This is a genomic window from Acetobacter oeni, from assembly GCF_011516825.1.
Lineage (GTDB): Bacteria > Pseudomonadota > Alphaproteobacteria > Acetobacterales > Acetobacteraceae > Acetobacter > Acetobacter oeni.
This window is the reverse complement of record NZ_WOTA01000004.1, coordinates 181,104-198,967: the sequence shown is the minus strand read 5'-3', so window position 1 is coordinate 198,967 and position 17,864 is coordinate 181,104. Positions and strand designations below refer to the sequence as shown.

The window sequence follows — 17,864 nt, the reverse complement described above, 5'->3', positions numbered from 1 at the left end:
CCCGGTGCCGGGGCAGAGTAAGCGAGCGCACGAAAACCATTGCCGATCGCAGCGCCTTTCCGGTGTCATGCAACGAACAGGACCAGCCATGCCGACGATTGCTGCTTCAGGAATGCTGCTGGCATTCATGGCTTATGCTGCATTTTCCATCAGCGATGCTTTTTCCAAGCTTCTTGCCGGCAGTCTGGACCCGTTCGAGGTTGCATTTTCGGGTGGTGCGCTTGGTTTTCTGATCCTGCCGTTTGTCCGGCAGAAGCATGAATCCTACATCGATATCGTGCGGACGGCGCATCCGTGGATGTGGCTGATCCGCGCGAGCGCCGTTTTTCTGGCCACGGCTTCCAGTGTGGAAGCGTTTATGCTGCTGCCGATGCCGGAAGCCCTGTCGCTGATGTTTCTGATGCCGTTTTTCGTGACGATTCTATCGGTTACATTTTTGCGTGAGCAGGTGAATATCTGGGCGTGGATTTCGGTGGCGGTCGGGTTCGTGGGTGTTCTGATCGTTCTGAGGCCGGGGTTCAGGGCGCTGCATTTCGGCCATCTCTGCGCGCTGGTCGCGGCTGTCGCGAATGCGGTCGGGGTGATTGCCTACAGGCGATCGGGGGCTAACAGTCCGAGGCTGTCGCTGTTCGGTTCAAGCCTGATCGGGCCGCTGGTGGGCAACGGCATTCTGATGATGCCTCATGTTTCGTGGCCGCATGGGACCGACTGGGTTTTTCTGTCGGGCTACGGTCTGCTTGCGGCGCTTGGGCAGCTTCTGCTGATGATGGCGACCCAGAGCGCCCCGGCGAACCGGGTGGCGCTGCCGCAGTACAGCCAGATGGTGTGGGGCGTGGTGCTCAGCTACACGCTGTTTCATCAGCAACTGGACTTCTGGGGGTTTGTCGGCGTTCTGATTGTGACGATGTCGGGGCTGGTGAACTGGATCCGGCAGAAGATCAAATTCCGCTATATTGCCTTGCATGGGACCGCGATGATGCGGCGCCGGGTCAAAGATATCTGAGCGCGATAACTCCGCCGATCAGCAGGACAGCGAAAACGCCGCAGACGAGAGGCAGGCGTTTTTCGATGAAGGCTTCGATCGGGGCGCCGAAGCGACGGAGAAGGCCGGCGACGAGGAAGAAACGGACGCCGCGTGTCACGAGGCTGGCGAGCATGAACGGCACGATGGCGAAGTGGGCCGCGCCGCTGGCGATGGTGACGAATTTGTAGGGGACGGGGGTCAGGCCTTTGATAAGGATGATCCAGACGCCCCACTGGCGGAACTTTTCCTGAAGCGTCGCGAGTGTGTGTTCGGCGTGGTAGAAATGGACGATGGGCAGGGCGACGTGCTGAAGCAGGACGGCGCCGATATACCATCCGAGCAGGCCGCCGCAGACGCTGGCGACGGTGGCGATCGCGGCGTATTGCCAGGCGCGGGCCCGGTTGGCCAGGCACATGGGGATGAGCAGGGTTTCGGGCGGCAGCGGGAAGACGCTGGCTTCGGCGAAGCACAGAAGGGCGAGCCAGTAAGGGGCCTGGGGACCGGCTGCGTGGGCTCGCACGCGGGTATAGAGGCGATCGAGCATGGCGGCCGGGGGTTTCCTGATCGTTAACAGATGCTGTCCAATGCCACTGGCGATGGCGGGTCGCAAGGGCTTCGGGCCGGATGAACGGGGTTCGGAGAGGTGACGTGAGACTGTTTTCTGGCAGGGCGGCCCGGTTTCTTCCTTATCTTCTGTTTCTGATAATCGGGCCGGCGCTTTCTGTCGCGTTCGGGCAGGATCGTTTTTCCGATTTGCGGAACTATCATCTTTATAATCCGTGGGCATTTCTGACCCGTCACGCCGGGGCGGATGTTTTGCCGGCGGATGTGCAGACTTTTTTCAATCCGCTCGGCGATATACCGCTCTATGTGCTCGGAACCGGGATTCTGTCCGGTTATCCCCGGGTTTTCGCGGGGGTTCAGGGGATATGGTACGGTTTGCTGGCGGGGGTTGTGTTTTCGCTCCTTCGGCGCCTGGCGGGGCAGGGTGGTTTCAGCCGGTCTGAATTTTTTGTGGCGCTGCTCATCGGTCTTACCGGGGCGGCGGCGTTGTCCCAGGCTGGGTTGTCTTCAAACGAGGTGCCGCTGGCGGCGCTGGTTCTTTCGGGGCTCAGACTGGTGATTTCCCGGGCTGACGTGCCTGGCGGGAGGTGTGAATGGCGGATACTGGCGGGAAGTGTCTGCGTGGGGCTGGCCGCCGGCATTAAACCGACGGCGATTGTTTACCTGCCTGCGATTGTGGCGGCCTCCGGTGTCATGGTGGCGGGAAAAGGCCGGCTGTTTTATGGGGCTGCGATCAGTGCAGCGGGAGGGCTCGCGGGTTTTCTCGTGACTTACGGCTGGTGGGGTTTTCATCTGTGGTGTCTGACCGGCAATCCGGTTTTTCCCATGTATAATGAGATTTTTCATTCGGATTACGCGGCATGGCTGCCTTTTACTGACCAGCGTTACAAGCCGCGCTCTGTTGTGCAGTGGATCGCCTGGCCATTTTTCTGGTTGCAGGACAGGCAAGGCATTGCTCTGGAGGCGCCGTTTGCGGACGGACGTTTTGCGCTGACGATGCTGGCCTGTATCTGGCTTATTTTTCGGGGCCGGATGTGGCGGCGTGTTATGAATCCGTCCAGGCGGGCGGAAGGGGCTGTTCTGGCGTTTGCGGTGGTGGGGTATGTTTTCTGGCTGCGGTATTATTCGATTCTGCGATATGCGATTCCGATTGAGGTTCTCACGGGTTTTCTGATTGTCAGCGCGTTACGGGATATGTTCCGGCATGGGACGGAATTTGTGAGCAGCCGTCGCTGCGCGGTGGCCTGTTTCGGTATTGTCGTGGCGCTGGCTGTAACGACCCGTTATCCGGGGTTCGGACATACGCGTTTTTCCGGGCGGACGTTCGATGTTGCTGAACAGAGCGTGGAGCCGGGGAGCACCGTTGTGCTGATGGGGCGTAATCTTGCTTATCTGGCGCCCTTTTTCCGGAATGCGGCCTCTCTGCATTTTATCGGGATGAACGATTTGCTGGCACGGTCAGCGGAGTTCGGCGCGGGGAGGGAGGCGAGGGGGCTGATGTCCGGGGGACGGGTACTTTATATGGTACGTTCGGATGACGGGACAGAAGACGATCATGCGTCGATTTTGAAACAGTTTGTGCCGGATTTCAGAGTGTCCGGCTGCCGTTTTATTGTGTCCGGACTGGGCAGAACGACGGTGCGTGACGGAGAGCCTGTTACCGCTCGTCTCTCGCTCTGTCGGGTGTTGAGAGAAGGGCAGGGGTGATCTCCTGCATTTGCAATCGCATCATTTACTTTCGCGGATCTGGGCGTGGTTGATGGTCTGTGCGGCGAGATAACCGGCTGAAACGCTGGCCATGCAAAGCACAATCGAGAGGGTGATATTGAGCAGGGCGCGTCCGGGTGTTCCGTTACGCAGCAGGTCCAGTGTCTGAAGGCTGAAGGACGAAAAGGTTGTGTATCCGCCGCAGAGTCCGACCATGAAGACCAGTCTGCCGGTATCGGAAATCTGTAGCCGGCCGCCGGCGGCGGTGAGGCCGGCGAAGAGGGCGATGACGAAAGAGCCTGTCATGTTAATGAAGATCGTTCCCCAGGGCAGCGAGTGGCTCCAGCGGGCCGTCGCCATCCCGATCCAGTAACGGAGGAGCGTTCCGGCCGCGCCACCGAGCGCGATCAGGATCGGGGGGAGGCTGTTTGCAAACATAGGTGATCCTGTTTCCCTGATAATGTCGTGTTGCGTTTAGTGGTGTGTCAGAAGGGGCAGTGTTTCGTGGGCCAGGATTTCCTGTGTCGGGCCGCCGAACAGCCATTCGATGAAATGGGGGCGACTATAGGCCCCCATGATCAGGAGGTCTCCGCCCGCGGTGAGGGCATGGCTTCTGATCTCCTCTCCTGTGTTGGTGGAGGAGATAATAAACCGGTCGATGGAGACAGGGATGTCTGCCCGGCGTAGTTGTTCGGCGAAGTCGGGTTCGGCGACCTCGCCGGGGTAGTTTTCGCCGATGATGAGGACTACGCGTTCGGCCTGTTTGAGGAGGGGCTGTGCCGCTTCGATGGCCTGTTCGAGACCGGATGAGGGGTGCCAGGCGATAACGGGGCGCGCTCCGACGGTGTCATGGTGCTGTAGCGGGGCGATGACGACGGCGGCTTTTGCATCGTACAGGGCGCCGGAAAAGGCCTGTCTGACGAATTCGGGATCATCGGGCCGGGGTCTGCTCAGAACGGTCAGAGCGGCGTTCGCGGCTTCCCGCGCAACGATTTTCCTGATGTCGCCGGTGATTTCCACCCATCTGGCGCGACCTTCCTGTCCGGATGTTCTGCTCTGATCCTGGCAGATCTGGCGCAGGGTCTCCGCGCGCGCGGAGACATCATGAGCGAAGCGCGCGCGATCTTCCGGGCCGGGCATGCCTTCATCGGGTGACTGGAAAGCGGGGTCGTCGGCCGGGGCGGGGTGAAGCAGGCGAATGTCCTGACAACCGAGGCGGTCAGCCAGTTCGCTGGCTGTCCGGAGGGTGGAGGCGGCGGTTTCCGGGCGGTCGAGAATGGCGAGGATACGCACTGGCGGCTCCTGACGGGTCATCGTGGAGGATGTTTGCCGGGATTGGTGAGGGAATGTCGGACGGGAGGCGGGAAGGCCGGCGCGTAAGACGAACTGAGGCTGACGGGATGGTGCATGGCTCTGAACGGATTCCTCCCTCGAATGCCCTGTGGGCGAGGCAGGAATCATCAGCCCTGAGGGCGGTTCGATTTCAGAAGAAATCAGGCAGAGTCCATTGCCTGCGGTCAGGATGAGGTGACCCGGGGATGAAAGTCAAGCGGTCGAAATTTCTGCTTAATGCGGAAAGTGCTGGTGGTTATGTTGAAACCGGGTGGAGGGAGCTTTTGGAGTATAAGACGGAGGCTTCCGCCTTACTCTGCTGGAAACAGTCGGTTTGAAGTGTCCGATTGCGGTTTCGTACACAATACGGAATGACAATCCCGCCTGATTACATCGCTCCGGATTATGATATCGAACCGAAACGCCGGGCAGACAGGAACAGTCCTGGCACGTCCGGCGTTAACACGGAGGCAACTGTCCGTATGGCCGGACAGTTCTTTTCTTTCGGACAAACACCATGTCGAAGCCTGTTCTTGTCGTCGGCGCGGGGCCTGTCGGCCTGACCATGGCCGCCGAACTGGCCCGGTATCGTGTACCTGTCAGGATTATCGACAGATTGCCGGCCCCCGGATGAAAACGGTATCTGGCTGGTGCGACCCGATGGCTACGTTGCGGCCACGGCGAAAAATGGGAACCGGGTGGTAATCGATGCTGTCCTGACCGGAATGGCCGTTGAAACATCATCGTTTTGATATGTAGTGTTGAGTCACTCTCTCTCATGAGATCGGACAGGCGGTAGTTGCCTACATGTCGGACATTCAGACGGTTGTGACAGTTTTCCGAAAGCCGACATTGCCGGCTTCACGTCAATAAACCGGGTTTGAGACTGTTTCAGTAACAGACGAGGCTATCGATCTCAGTTTGATCTGAAAATCTGTTCACATCAGAAACATGCAATGCTTTAATGGTAAACATCATGATGTCTAAATTTTGGTTTTAAGACTGGCCGGATATTCCTGATATTTGTTGTCTGCGGACACGGCAGTGAACTGCCTGTCATTATCACCGTTTGCTGATCGTATGTCCTGTCCGAAGGCGAACATTCCGCTTTCCCGGCCTGAGCAGACAAAAAATCTTTAATAAGCTGTCGTGAGTGGGGGAGAGATAGAGTGTCCCTGAGGGGAGAAGCTGCGATGCGGTTGGGACCGGGTGTTTGCTCGGGCTCTCCGGAAAATTCCGGTGGCTGAATCCGGATGTCTGTTTGTCGCATAATATATATTATGCCAACTCGGAGTGTGGGCGGATCCGGGTGAGCTCAGAAAACCCGCGGGAGTGCGCCGGTTTTCTGAGCCTGTTCCGGGATGCAGCTATTCTTTCAGGATGGCGGCGTGATGAGTCAGATGGTCTTCGATGAAGCTCTGGATGAACCAGTAGGAATGATCGTAGCCCGCGTGGTGGCGCAGGTTGAGTTTTTGTCCCGCCTCTTTCGCGGCTGTTTCGAGATGCCAGGGCCGGAGTTGTTTTTCGAGGAACGGATCGGCGTTTCCCTGATCGACGAGGAGTGTCGTGGGATGCGTATGGCCGGCTTTCAGCAGCAGGGTCGCGTCATGGGAGGCCCAGGCTGAGCGGTCCGGTCCCAGATAGGTTATGAAGGCTTTTTCGCCCCAGGGCACGGTGGCCGGATGCGTGATCGGCGCGAAGGCTGACACTGATTTCCACAGATCGGGGCGATTCAGGGCGTGGACGAGTGCGCCGTGGCCTCCCATGGAGTGACCTGTAATGCCGCGTTTTGTGCCGTCGATCGGGAAAATGGCTTCGGTGACGGCGGGAAGTTCGCGGTCGAGGTAGCTGCCCATGCGGTAATGGGCGCGCCAGGGGGAGCATGTTGCATCCAGGTAAAAACCGGCGCCGGCGCCGAGATCCCAGTCATCGGTCTCGCCCTGCGTGTTTGCGCCGCGCGGAGAGGTATCGGTGGCGATCAGTGCGATGCCGTGTTGGGCTGCGAACCGGATGATTCCTTATTTGATCAGGAATGTTTCATGATTGCAGGTCAGGCCGGCCAGGACGTGGAGGACCGGGACTGGGTTTTCCCTGCTCGCTTCCGCCGGAATGAAGGCACCGAAACTCGCGACGAGCCCGAGTTCTTCAGACTGGTGGCTGTAAAATCCGAGCCGTCCGTTGCTGCAGAGATGTTCGGAACGGGTTGTAAGGGTCATTACTGAGTTCCTTCATTTCCGGGTTGGTGCAGTCTATCGCAACATGAGGGCCTGTGCACGCGCGGGGACAGGGCTCTCTTTATTGTAAATAATGCAGGTCTTCGGACGCATTCATGCTTTGCGGGAACATGGCTGCACCATGACAAACAGTCATCGGAGTGGCCACGGGGTGGTGTGCGGCGTTGTTTCGCGGGCAAAGCTATGTCACCGGCTGTTATAGCCCGGGATGAGCGGGCGTGCCGGCGCCTGCAGGGTGATGACGTCTTTGCGGGGCCGGCAAACTTTTAAAGGATAGTGTCTCTGTATGATCGTTAATAAACGGATCGGACTGATCATACTGCTCCGGGAAAGTGCGGGTGTTCTCCTTCTGCTCGGCGCATGGGATCTGGTTGTGGTGATCCTTTATCAGCTTTTTCATCAGGAATGGATGGAGATCCCTTCCCTCCCCGTCTCGCTTATCGGTTCGGCGCTGGCGCTGTTCATGGGGGTTCGGAATAACAGCGCGTATGCCCGCTGGTGGGAGGGCCGGACGCTCTGGGGCGCTGTGACCAATAACTCACGTTCTTTCGGGCGGCAGGTTGTGTCGATCCTTGGGGGACGGCCTGATCTGGTGCGGGCGATGGCGGCCTATCCTCATGCGCTGCGGACGGCGCTGGGCGAGGTGGACGGATCTGCTGATGTGCGGCGGCTTTTATCGCCGGAGATGGCAGAGAAGATTGAGGGGTGGACCAACCAGCCCAATGGCATTCTGGTTCAGCTTGGAATCGGAGTGACCGGAGAGGCCACGCGGCTGAAGATCGATGGCGCTCTGCATGGGCAGATTGACCGGATATTATCCGATCTTGCCAATGCCCAGGGGGGTCTGGAGCGCATTTGCAGAACGCCTCTGCCGATCCAGTATTCTATGCTGCCTCGTGCGCTGGCCAATCTGTTCTGCATCGTGCTTCCGCTCTCGACAGTGCAGACGCTGGGATGGGTGACGCCGCTTGGCTCGTCTCTCGTGGGATTGCTGTTTATTGTGCTCGACAAGGCGGGAGACGATCTTCAGGAGCCGTTCAGAAACTCTCCGCATGCGCTTCCCATGGCGTCGATGGCGCATACGATCGAGAGGGATCTGCTTCAGTCGATCGGGGAGCAGCCGGGTCCGCCCGTGCAGGTGAAAAAAGGTATTCAGCCGTGAGCGTGGCGTAAAGGTCGCATTCGCGATCACAAAATCATCAGGTGGCACACGAAACATTGACCAGATTAAGGTTCTGTCAGAATTTGCCCATTCATGTCATTTGTTTGCTAAGTAACGCCCTGTCGTTCTGCCGAATTCGGTGAAATTCCGTTATATCGGCAGGCGGTGGGGGCACAGGACGACAGTTGAAGGGCCAGGTTATCGTGATTCAGTCAGTGCCGTCCGGGATCAGGCAGACACAGAACAATTCGCTGAGCAGCCGACGGAATACCCGCTTACCCGGCGGCAGACGCATCGGGGCCGCGCTGCTGGCGGCGACGATTCTGGCGGGTATCTGTGCTGTGGCCGGTTCTCAGACTGCGAAAGCGGACGATTACACGGATCTGCTCGATATTCTTCGTGCCAAGGGAAGTCTGACCAAAAACGAATACGGTACGCTTCTGACGAAGCATATGCACCATACGCGCCCTTCCCTGAATGAAGATGGCGGCGGGTCTGAGCGGGGCGAGCGTGCGAAAGGACGGGGCGTTGACGGGTCTCATTATGCCGCTGATGCGCGTCGCGCCCGGCGGTATGATGCTTCTCCCGACGTGACGCCGGTGTTTGTCGATGCGCGGGACGCGGCGAACAGCGCGGCTGCGAGTGCCCGGTCCGCGCATGATTCGATGCTGGCGGCGCAGAATGCCATGAATGATACGAGCATTGTGCGTGTGGCGAAATATGTTCCTGGCAAAGGGCTGACGTTCCAGGCTGGTGAGATCGCGATCAATCTTTCGGGGTTTGTGAACGGGTTTTACACGTATAACAGCCCGGCCACCGGGCGGGCGGTCGCCGGCGGCGTTTCGACCGGTGCGGGTGGCAATAAGTTTGATTCTTCTTCCGTTCGTAACGGACTGCTCCCTGCCGCTCTGATCACCAAGATCACGACCACGCAGGAAGGGATCGATCTTGGGGTGGTGTTCGGTATGTATCCGGGCATTGATAATGCCACGAACGGCTCGTTTAACGCCAATTCCGGGGGAAGCCCGGTCGGGCTTGGAACGGCCGGACTGGATTTTCGTCAGATTTACATGACGGCGGGCAACAAGAAGTGGGGCACGTTCAAGGTTGGTCGTGATCTGGCCCTGTTCGGGTCTGATGCGATCATGTTTGACGCCACGCTGCTCAGTGTTGGTTCGACGGGCAGTAATGCGTCGCCGGGCAATACGTCTCTTGGTCGTATCGGCGTTGGTTATGTGTATGCGGACTGGATTCCACAGATTTCCTATGCCTCCCCTGTCTGGCACGGGCTGCAGGGGTCGGTTGGTGTTTTCCAGCCGCTGGATGAATTTAATTATGCCGGTGACGGTGCGTCCGCGACATCGACCTATCACAGTTCGCCCATGGTTCAGGGAAAGGTCTCTTATGACTTCACGGCCGGTGATCTGAAGGGGCGGATCTGGGCGGGCTTTCTGGCGCAGCATCAGCAGCGGCTGACGTCCAGTGTTCTGGCGGAATCCGCAGGTCGCGGAGCGACGGTTGAGGCCGGGGAAATCGGCACGAAGCTGTCTTATAAGGGCTTTGAGGGCGTCGCTTATTATTATCGTGGCAGTGGTCTGGGCACGACGGGGCTGTTCTTCGACGGTGTGGCGGCGGACGGGCGCAAGCGTGATTCGGAAGGCTTTTATATTCAGGGCGCTTATTCTGTGACGAAGCGGCTCCGGCTTGTGGGAAGCTATGGTGTGAGTAACCTGTATCAGGCGCCGCAGGAGCTCGATCCGGATCTGGTGAAGCGCAATGAATCTGAAGTGGGTGCTCTGTTCTTCAAGGTGACGGACTGGTTGCAGCTTGTCGGCGAGTATGCTCACACGGAATCGTCTGCGCATAACGGTAACAAGGCGAAGGACAATTCAGCGTCCGGTGGTGCCGTGCTGTTCTTCTGAGAAAGAATACAAAGAGTAAAAAGTGGTGGAACTATTTGTGATCTGAAATGCTTTTGTAAGATTTTTGGATTATTCGAGTGCTGTAATTTCAGATTTTCCTGCGTTGTCGTGTATCAGCAGCAGTCACCGTCTGCGCGACTTGCGGGGAGTTTGACTTAACCCCCGAGACATGAGCGTTTTTTTGTGTTAAAGACGGACGTTATGAGCACATTCAGATCTCCACCGAAGGGCGGCGTCACTGACGCCATGGCACGCACAGCGGCAGCGACAACGGCTGCGCAGGCGAAGACAAAAGTGAAGGACGAGGACCCTTTCCAGGAAGGTGATTCGATTGTTTATGCCGCTCATGGTGTCGGGCGGGTTGACCGCATTGGCGTTGATGAGATCGCGGGCACGGAGATTGAGGTCATTCAGATTTCTTTCCCCGGAAATCAGATGACGCTGCGTATTCCGCTGGCCAAGGCGCGCAAGGCCGGGCTTCGGAAGATTGTTTCCCGCGAGATTGTCGATAAGGCGATGGCGATCATCAAGGGCAAGCCGCATGTGAGCAAGGGAATGTGGGCCCGTCGCGCGGTGGCGTATCAGGAAAAGATCAATTCTGGCGATCTGGTTCAGATTGCGGAGGTTCTGCGCGATCTTCGTCGGAATGTGGACAGTCTTGACGGCAGCTTCTCGGAGCGCAAGCTGTTCGAGGCGGCTCAGGAGCGGTTTGTGGCTGAGGTCGCGGTTCTTGAAAAGAAAGAGCCGCTTGATGTTCTGGTGTCACTGACGGCTGTAATGAAAGCGGCCTGATTGCAGGGTTTCTGACATGACACGTTCCCCTGCCCTGTCGCCTGCGAAGATGGGGCAGACCGTTAAAGCCGATGACACGCTTTTGCGGCGTTCCTATGCGGAAATTCAGGAAGGTCGTTTCGAGGCGCCCTGTGCGGCGCTGGAGCCTTTTGCGGAGGCAGGAGATTCCCGCGTTGATCTCCTCTATGCGTTCGCCTGCGCGGGGACAGGGAAATTCGCCAAGGCGGCTGAACTGATGGTGGCATCGGCGGCTGCCAATCCCGGAAGCAAGCATCCCGGAGACGATCTGGTCGATCTTTTCGGGCGGTTTGACAGGCGTGAGGATGCGGTTCGGACGCTTCGGGCCATGGTGCGTGTGACGCCTCAGGACCCGCGGCTTTATGATGCCCTTGGGAATGTTCTTTCCCAGATGGGGCGGCTGGACGAAGCTCTGGAAAATCTGGAAAAAGCGTCCGGGATCAGGCCTGTCTCGCCTTATACGATGAACCTCAGGGCTATTGCCCTTACGGAACGTGGTGACATTGAAGCTGCGATAGACATTTTCAATGAAGTTCTGAAGCTGCAACCTGGCAGCGCGAGCGCGATTTCCAATCTGGCCTGTATTTATTCGGCGCAAAATCGTTCGGATGAGGCGGTCGATCTGTATCGCACGGCGATTGAGGAGCGTCCTTCCGACGCGCAGATCCGGCTGAACTATTCTATTGCGCTTCTGAAGGCCGGGCGTTTTGCCCAGGGATGGGCTGAGCATGAGTGGCGTCTTAAGTTGCCGGGGCATAGCGAATTGCCGCGTGCGTTGCTTATGCCTTCGCTGGCTGACGGAGTGGATGTTCGCGGCAGGCGTATTCTGATCACGCAGGAGGAAGGTCTTGGGGATACGCTGATGTATCTCCGTTATCTTGCGCCGCTGGCGCGTCGCGGGGCGCTGCTTCATCTCTGGGTTCCGGAGGAGCTTGCGGATATCTGTCGCAGGCTTGACTGTGTGTCGGTCGTGCAGGTCGGGGGCAGCGTGCCGGAATTTGACTGGCACTGCCCGTTTATCAGCCTGCCGCGTGTCTTTGTGGGAACGTCGGAGGAACTGGGAGATCCGGTTCCCTATCTGAGTGCCGATCCGGTCAAAGTGAAATCGATGGCCCGTTTTCTGCCGCATAACGGAAAGCTGAATGTCGGGCTTGTATGGGGTGGCTCTCCTCGTCCGAATCAGACGTCTGCGCATATGGTTGATCGCAGACGGTCCGCTTCGCTTGCGGCCATGGCGCCTCTGGGACGGATTGCGGGGATCAATCTGATCAGTTTGCAGAAGGGGCCATATGCGGAGCAGATGCTTGATCCGCCTGAGGGGATGCGGCTGTATGATCCGACTGAGCATCTGCATTCCATGGACGATACCGCCGCTCTGATCATGGGGCTGGATGTTCTGGTTTCCGTGGATACGTCTGTCGTTCATCTCGCCGGGGCGCTGGGGCGGCCCGTGCTGATGATGGATCGCTTCGATAATTGCTGGCGGTGGCTGACCGGATCTGAGACATCGATCTGGTATCCTGATCTGACGATTATTCGCCAGCAGCGGCCACGGGACTGGGGCTCCGTTGTTGCGCGCACAGGCGAGCGGTTACGGGCGATGGTTGCTCAGAAGAGGCCTGCCGGCTGAGGCTGGAATGTCTGTTTTTGAACTTTGTTCTGTCTGAAAATAAACTTTAAAATCAATATTCTGTGGTGTGAAGTTCATTTTCCGGATGAACTTTGTCCGGGATAAATTTGTGAAGCGCCATATCCGATGCGTATGAATTTTCTGAACGATGGCTGGAAAGCCGATCCGGTTCGCGAGTGTCTTGCCGGGCTGGTGGCGACATTCGCGCTGATTCCGGAAGTGATTGCTTTTGCGTTCGCGGCGGGGGTCGATCCTTCCGTGGGGCTGTATGCGTCCTTCGTCATCAGTGTTGTGATTGCTTTTGCCGGCGGCAGGCCTGCGATGATTTCGGCGGCGGCGGGGTCGGTTGCGCTGGTGGCGGCAGGGCTGGTTCATGTGCATGGGGTGCAGTATCTGCTGGCGGCGACGGTGCTGTGCGGTGTGATTCAGATTGTGTTCGGGCTGCTGAATTTGCAGATTCTGATGCGGTTTGTTTCACGTCCCGTGCGAACAGGCTTCGTCAACGCACTGGCAATTCTCATTTTTTCTGCGCAGCTGCCGCATATGTTGCATGTGACGTGGCATACTTACGCGTTGATCGGACTTGGTCTCGCTATTATCTACCTTGTGCCCCGTGTGTTTTCGGCGATTCCTTCCCCGCTTATCTGCATCGTGGTGCTTACGGCGATTGTTGCGCTGTATCCGATGCCGGTGACGATGGTGGCCGATCTGGGGCATCTGCCGGACGGGCTGCCGTCTTTTGTCATTCCGCATTTGCCGGCGTCTTTTGAAACGCTTGAGGTTATTTTTCCTTATGCGCTGGCCATGGCGATGGTCGGGGTTCTGGAAAGTCTGATGACGGCGCGTGTGGTTGACGATCTGACGGGCACGCCATCTGACAAGCGCCGGGAATCCATGGGGCTTGGGCTGGCGAATATTGCGGCGGGCCTGTTCGGGGGCATCGGTGGCTGCGGCATGATCGGTCAGACGGTCGGCAATGTGCGTTACGGTGGCCGGGGGCGGCTTTCGACGCTGATGGCTGGTGTGTTTCTGCTGGTGCTGATGGTGGCGCTGCGCCCTGTGGTCGCGAGGATTCCCGTCGCGGCGCTGGTGGCGATTATGATCATGGTGTCGGTCAGCACGTTTTCATGGTCATCATTGCGGGATCTGGCGACGCATCCCCGCCTGGCGAGCACGGTCATGCTGGCGACGGTGGCTGTTGTTGTCATGACGCATGATCTTGCGGCGGGGGTTGCGGCGGGGGTGCTGCTGAGCGGGGTCTTTTTTGCGTTCCGTGTCTCGGCGCTGCTTCGTGTGGAGACTTCGTTTGATGCGGCGGCCAGTACGCGTCTCTATGTGATTAAAGGCGATGTTTTCTTCGCGTCCTCGGAACAGCTTGAAGATGCCATCGATTATGGCGAGGCCCCTGCTGCGTCGGGCGACCGGGCCGGGCTGCCCTGCCGGGTCATTCTTGATCTGCAGCAGGCCCGCTTGTGGGATATTACGGCTGCCGGCACCGTTGAAACCATTGTCGACAAATTACGGGACCAGGGCCATGCGGTCACTCTGGAAGGACTCAGCGAGGCAGGAGCAGCGCTCCTGCGACGCTATACGGCAGTTCATCCCGACGTTGTGTGAGCGGTGTTTCAGAAGGTTGACGGCAATTTACCCCGGATTCTGATCCTGAGATTGCTGCACTTTTGGTGGTTTGAACCATTTGGGAGGCTTCTGACCATGATGGTGTTTCGGGTGTAGCTGCTGATACCCGGGATTGTCGGCGCAGGCGGCGAGGCTGGCCAGGGCGGTCAGAAGAATGACGCAGCGCATTTTTTTTCCGCGAATATTTCGGGTTTCCGCCTGACCGGCCTGGGGTTCAGGGTGACGTTGAGTCATGTGAGACGTCCTTGATGTCAAAGGGCTGGAGTGGCACGGAAAGCTGCGCATCCCGCATGTATCTGGTGGCCAGCGGATCGGCTGTGCCGTCTCCGCCGCCGCGCGCGCCAAGGCTCTGGGCGGCCTGGGCGAGCAGGGCGGACGCCTTTGCCCCCTGCCCTGTTGCCTGTGCCGCCCGGGCCTCGACGGACAGCGCGCGGGCCATGGCCCGGTAGTCGCCGGTTTCGCGGCGCAGGTCGACGGAGTTCGCGGCGAGAGCCATTGCGTGTGCGGGATCTGTGCTGAGACTGGCGAGCGCCTGCAATTCGGCCAGGTCGCCGCGCAGGACGGCGGACTGAGGCGGTCTGACGGCTGCGAGAGTCTGAATGCTGGCTGTCAGGGACGTGCTGTCGCCCCGGACGGAAGCGATGAGGCCGGCGATGAACGCGCCGCGCCGCGCGATGTCGGTCTGGGCTGACTGAGTGGCTTTTGCGGCGTATGTGGCCGCGTCATCAAGCTGTCCCAGGCGATAGAGGGCGGCGGAGGCCACGAGGTCCAGCCCCCCTGTATCGGGTGCGGTCGTGCCGCCGGTTCCCGGTTTGCTGACCGATGTGGTGGAGGTCGGGGTTTGCGGAAGGCCGCCGGGGACCGTGGTGGTCTGACCGGCGCGCATGCTGAGCGTGTCTCGTGCCTGCTGAACCGTAACCAGGGCTTTTTGGGGCTCGCCTGCGGCGAGTTGGGTGACGGCCAGGTCGTAGGCGGCGTCGCCTATGGCCGAGGGATCGTCGCGGCGGAGCGCCAGTCTTGCCGCTTCGCGGTATTCGCGTTCCGCGACGGAGTAGCGCTCGATGGCGAGGGCCTGACGGCCTGCGTCCATGGCCTGCGTGTAGGCAGTGTCCTGATCCTGGACGGTCTCGTCTTTTGTGCTGCCGCTGCAGGCTGACAGGGCGGCCAGGAGGGGCAGCGTGGCGACGAAAGCCAGATGACGGGAGCGCGTCACGGGGCCACCCTGTGGGCCGGAAGACGTCGGGTCTGCACCGTTTTCTGCCCTCCGAGTATCCACAGACTACGCAGCTGGTTTGTCAGCTGCTGCAAAGTATAGAGCGTTGTCTGTGCCTGGGTCAGCAGGGCCGGAGCATCGGCAAGGGCCTCGTCGGTGCTGCGGGTGATGGAGGGCAGACGCGGGGTCGCTTTCTTCAGGTCGCCCGTAGCCGATCTGACGTTTGCCATTGTGGTATCGGCCTTGCTGAGGATGGCGTGCAACTGCTCTTCCTGCGGCTTGAGGCGGTTGATGACGTCGTTGAGGGACACGATGGTGGCGTCGGCCTGGTTGATGAGTTTGTCACTGGTCATGAGCTGACCGACGCTGCCTTTGCCGGCGTGCATGTCGGTGATGGTTGCATCGAGCTGGTCCATCATGTGTCTGGCGCTGGCGATGGCGGGCATGACCTGGGCCTGGATGTCTTTCAGGGTCTGGGTGATCATGTCGGTCGGGCTTGGTTCCGTCACGGCATTGATGACCGCGTAGCTCCAGTCCATCGATGTGCCTGAGCCGCGCGTGAGGTCCAGGTAACTGGCACCGGCGACGACGAACTGTTTGCGGATGACGGCGGTGCTGTCCCGTTTGAGGAACGGCTCGACCTGCGGATCGAGATCGACCTGCGCGTACATTTTACCGGTCGGGTTCAGCTTGATGGCGCGGATGGTGCCGGCGTGGGCACCGAGGATCTGCACGTCCCCGCCGACGGTCAGGCCGCCGACGCCGGATTCGGGCAGCACGACGCGCAGGTGCGCGGGCGGGCTGAGCCAGTCGCTGAGAACGCCGGCCTCGATGACGGCCGCGACGAACAGCAGGAAGCTGACCAGCACGAGGAGCCCGACCCATTCATCCGCATAGCGGAGATGAATGAGAGGGCGACCTTTCTGCCTTAATCTGACCTGAAACATCAGCGCATCCGTACCGTTATGAGTCCATCGTCCGCAAGTCTCCACTGGGCGTTTATCGTATCCCGGCAGGCCTGCCACACAGAGGCGTCCCGCACGAACCACAGCGCTGCCGCGCCACGATCCCGTGCTTCGGTGAGACTCTCAAGAAACGGTGTCGACAGGTCGACCGTTCCGCCTTCCAGAGGGTCCGCGAGCAAAAGAAGATCCGGCGAGCCCATGAAGGCCCGGACGCACTCGGCGCGTGCCAGATCGGAGTATGAGAGCTGACGGGCCGTATCGACGGGAATGCCCGGCAGTCCGAACCGTTCGCTGATGCGAAGGGTTTCGGATGTAATATCCTCGATCGATCGTGTGGTGTGATGCAGTTCCCGCAGCATCAGTTCCACATGGACGCCGAACAGGCTGGTCCAGCTTGCCCGCCGGGTAATCCGTCCGATCCGGCCGCGCAGGGCGTTGCTGCGCCGGCTGTCGAGGGAGGCCCAGTCCAGTCCGGCCATTCGGACGGTTCCGCTGCTGACCGGGACGAGCCCGGAGCACAGATCGGCGAACATGGTGGCGCGTGTCATATCGCGTGTTTCGATGACCATGCACTCGCCGGGCATCAGCCGCAGATTGACGGGGACCGGCGGCAGATCGCTGTCCTCGAAAAACGGCGTGGCGCTGGTAAGTTCCAGCATCGGGCCGGCGATCCGACTCACTGTGCGGTCTCCTTTCCGGTGCAGGGGGACGGGCTCATTGCGGTTTCCCTCACAGCTTCAGGCTGAACAGCACGCTGACCGTCATGACGATGAGCATGCCGCGTGAAAAGCCGCGGGGAAGCATGGTTGCGAGTGTATCCTCGCCGGATGCGGTCAGGCCGCTGATGCAGCATCCCAGGCCAACGAGAAATCCGACGACGATGAATTTCAGTGGGATGAGGATGTAGTCGGTGTGTGTCATCGCTGTGGCGACGTCGTAGAAAAAGGACAGGATCGAGCTGGAGATCACGCCGGACGCGCGGCTGATGATGTAGCCGGTTGTCAGGGAGGCCACGGAGAAGAGGATACCCAGTGTAAAGCCTGAGATCATGAAGGCGAGGGTTCGGGGCAGGACGAGGAGGAGAAACGGGTCGAGACCTTCGGCCTGCAGGGACCGGATCTGGCCGCCGGTGGTGAGAAGGCCGATTTCGGCGAGGGAGAGCATGCCGCTGCGGCCCAGCATCAGCACTCCGACGAGGATGGGGGCGATTTCGCGCACGATCACGGAGACGAGGATCGAGCCTGTCATTTTCGCCATGCCGGCGAAGCCGAGCCAGTAAATGGTCTGGGAGACGACGGCGACGCCTGTGAGCGCGCCGGTGACCAGGGTGCTGAGGAGGCCGCCGACGGTGACGGCGGAGAGCGTGATCTGGAATTCGTAACGGACAGTCCGGCGCCAGTTTCCCGGGCGGATGCTTTCGTTCAGGACGCCCCAGATGGTTCCCAGCATAACGAGCAGGAACCAGACCTGACGGCGGAGGAGGGCGCCGATTGCACCGAGAAAGCGTCGGAAGGACTGGAAGACGCCGGGGTTGCGCGGGCGGTCGTCATCCTCGGGATGGAAGATCTGTCCGGCGGGCTGGTCCGGCGGGCTGTCGGCATTCTGGCCCTGAGGGCTTCCCTGCCCTTCCGGACTGTGTGGCATGGGGGGCTGCGCGGTGTCC

General features: G+C 59.6%; 15 protein-coding genes, 2 pseudogenes and 1 riboswitch. Of the genes and pseudogenes, 8 read left to right on the top strand and 9 right to left on the bottom strand.

Annotated features, from left to right (window positions below):
• Window positions 1-88: 88 nt before the first annotated feature.
• Window positions 89-1,003, top strand: coding sequence for a DMT family transporter (locus GOB90_RS04475; protein WP_242011781.1), 915 nt, complete (start codon window positions 89-91; stop codon window positions 1,001-1,003).
• On the opposite strand, the gene GOB90_RS04470 is transcribed toward GOB90_RS04475, so the two are convergent.
• A complete protein-coding gene (locus GOB90_RS04470; RefSeq protein ID WP_146887999.1) occupies window positions 990-1,568 on the bottom strand; it encodes a YqaA family protein in 579 nt (192 codons plus the stop codon). The genes GOB90_RS04475 and GOB90_RS04470 overlap by 14 nt on opposite strands.
• Before the next feature lie 104 nt (window positions 1,569-1,672).
• On the opposite strand from GOB90_RS04470, the gene GOB90_RS04465 reads away from it, so the two are divergent.
• Window positions 1,673-3,295, top strand: a complete 1,623-nt coding sequence (locus GOB90_RS04465) for a hypothetical protein (protein ID WP_146888001.1) — start codon at window positions 1,673-1,675, stop codon at window positions 3,293-3,295.
• Window positions 3,296-3,316: 21 nt separating this feature from the next.
• On the opposite strand, the gene crcB is transcribed toward GOB90_RS04465, so the two are convergent.
• Window positions 3,317-3,733, bottom strand: coding sequence for a fluoride efflux transporter CrcB (gene crcB / locus GOB90_RS04460; protein WP_146888003.1), 417 nt, complete (start codon window positions 3,731-3,733; stop codon window positions 3,317-3,319).
• A gap of 36 nt (window positions 3,734-3,769) precedes the next feature.
• Complete coding sequence (locus tag GOB90_RS04455) at window positions 3,770-4,609, bottom strand: universal stress protein (protein ID WP_194300840.1); 840 nt, start codon at window positions 4,607-4,609, stop codon at window positions 3,770-3,772.
• Between the two features lie 130 nt (window positions 4,610-4,739).
• Window positions 4,740-4,816: riboswitch (Fluoride riboswitch) on the bottom strand.
• Between the two features lie 328 nt (window positions 4,817-5,144).
• On the opposite strand from GOB90_RS04455, the pseudogene GOB90_RS04450 reads away from it, so the two are divergent.
• Window positions 5,145-5,249 (top strand): annotated as a pseudogene (locus GOB90_RS04450) (FAD-dependent monooxygenase); the annotation flags it as partial.
• Between the two features lie 745 nt (window positions 5,250-5,994).
• Here GOB90_RS04450 and fghA read toward each other — a convergent pair.
• Window positions 5,995-6,843 (bottom strand): annotated as a pseudogene (gene fghA / locus GOB90_RS04445) (S-formylglutathione hydrolase).
• 304 nt (window positions 6,844-7,147) lie between these two features.
• On the opposite strand from fghA, the gene GOB90_RS04440 reads away from it, so the two are divergent.
• From GOB90_RS04440 to GOB90_RS04420, 5 genes are all read left to right on the top strand, one after another.
• Entirely contained in the window at window positions 7,148-8,023 is an 876-nt protein-coding gene (locus tag GOB90_RS04440; RefSeq protein ID WP_146888007.1) for a bestrophin family protein, read from the top strand.
• A gap of 305 nt (window positions 8,024-8,328) precedes the next feature.
• Window positions 8,329-9,945, top strand: coding sequence for a porin family protein (locus GOB90_RS04435; protein WP_194300846.1), 1,617 nt, complete (start codon window positions 8,329-8,331; stop codon window positions 9,943-9,945).
• Window positions 9,946-10,146: 201 nt separating this feature from the next.
• Window positions 10,147-10,737 (top strand): CarD family transcriptional regulator, encoded by a 591-nt coding sequence (locus GOB90_RS04430; RefSeq protein ID WP_146888009.1) that lies wholly within the window; start codon window positions 10,147-10,149, stop codon window positions 10,735-10,737.
• 16 nt (window positions 10,738-10,753) lie between these two features.
• Window positions 10,754-12,385, top strand: a complete 1,632-nt coding sequence (locus GOB90_RS04425; RefSeq protein WP_146888011.1) for a tetratricopeptide repeat protein — start codon at window positions 10,754-10,756, stop codon at window positions 12,383-12,385.
• Window positions 12,386-12,517: 132 nt separating this feature from the next.
• Window positions 12,518-14,002 carry a SulP family inorganic anion transporter gene (locus tag GOB90_RS04420; RefSeq protein WP_146888096.1) on the top strand — a complete coding sequence of 495 codons (1,485 nt, stop codon included), beginning with the start codon at window positions 12,518-12,520 and terminating at the stop codon, window positions 14,000-14,002.
• 27 nt (window positions 14,003-14,029) lie between these two features.
• Here the strand turns inward: GOB90_RS04420 and GOB90_RS04415 are convergent, their stop codons facing one another.
• From GOB90_RS04415 to GOB90_RS04395, 5 genes are all read right to left on the bottom strand, one after another.
• Window positions 14,030-14,257: a hypothetical protein gene (locus tag GOB90_RS04415; RefSeq protein ID WP_146888013.1), complete on the bottom strand. Its 228-nt coding sequence runs from the start codon at window positions 14,255-14,257 to the stop codon at window positions 14,030-14,032.
• The gene (locus GOB90_RS04410) at window positions 14,238-15,236 is read right to left on the bottom strand and encodes an outer membrane protein assembly factor BamD (RefSeq protein ID WP_146888015.1); all 999 of its coding nucleotides are present in this window, start codon (window positions 15,234-15,236) and stop codon (window positions 14,238-14,240) included. The genes GOB90_RS04415 and GOB90_RS04410 overlap by 20 nt, the downstream gene beginning before the upstream one ends.
• Entirely contained in the window at window positions 15,233-16,183 is a 951-nt protein-coding gene (locus GOB90_RS04405) for an MlaD family protein (protein ID WP_146888017.1), read from the bottom strand. The genes GOB90_RS04410 and GOB90_RS04405 overlap by 4 nt, the downstream gene beginning before the upstream one ends.
• On the bottom strand, window positions 16,183-16,860 hold the full coding sequence (locus tag GOB90_RS04400) for an ABC transporter ATP-binding protein (protein WP_173571924.1): 678 nt from the start codon (window positions 16,858-16,860) through the stop codon (window positions 16,183-16,185). Before GOB90_RS04400 ends, GOB90_RS04405 begins: the two co-directional genes overlap by 1 nt.
• 70 nt (window positions 16,861-16,930) lie before the next feature.
• Entirely contained in the window at window positions 16,931-17,845 is a 915-nt protein-coding gene (locus tag GOB90_RS04395; protein ID WP_146888098.1) for an MlaE family ABC transporter permease, read from the bottom strand.
• Window positions 17,846-17,864 lie beyond the last annotated feature (19 nt).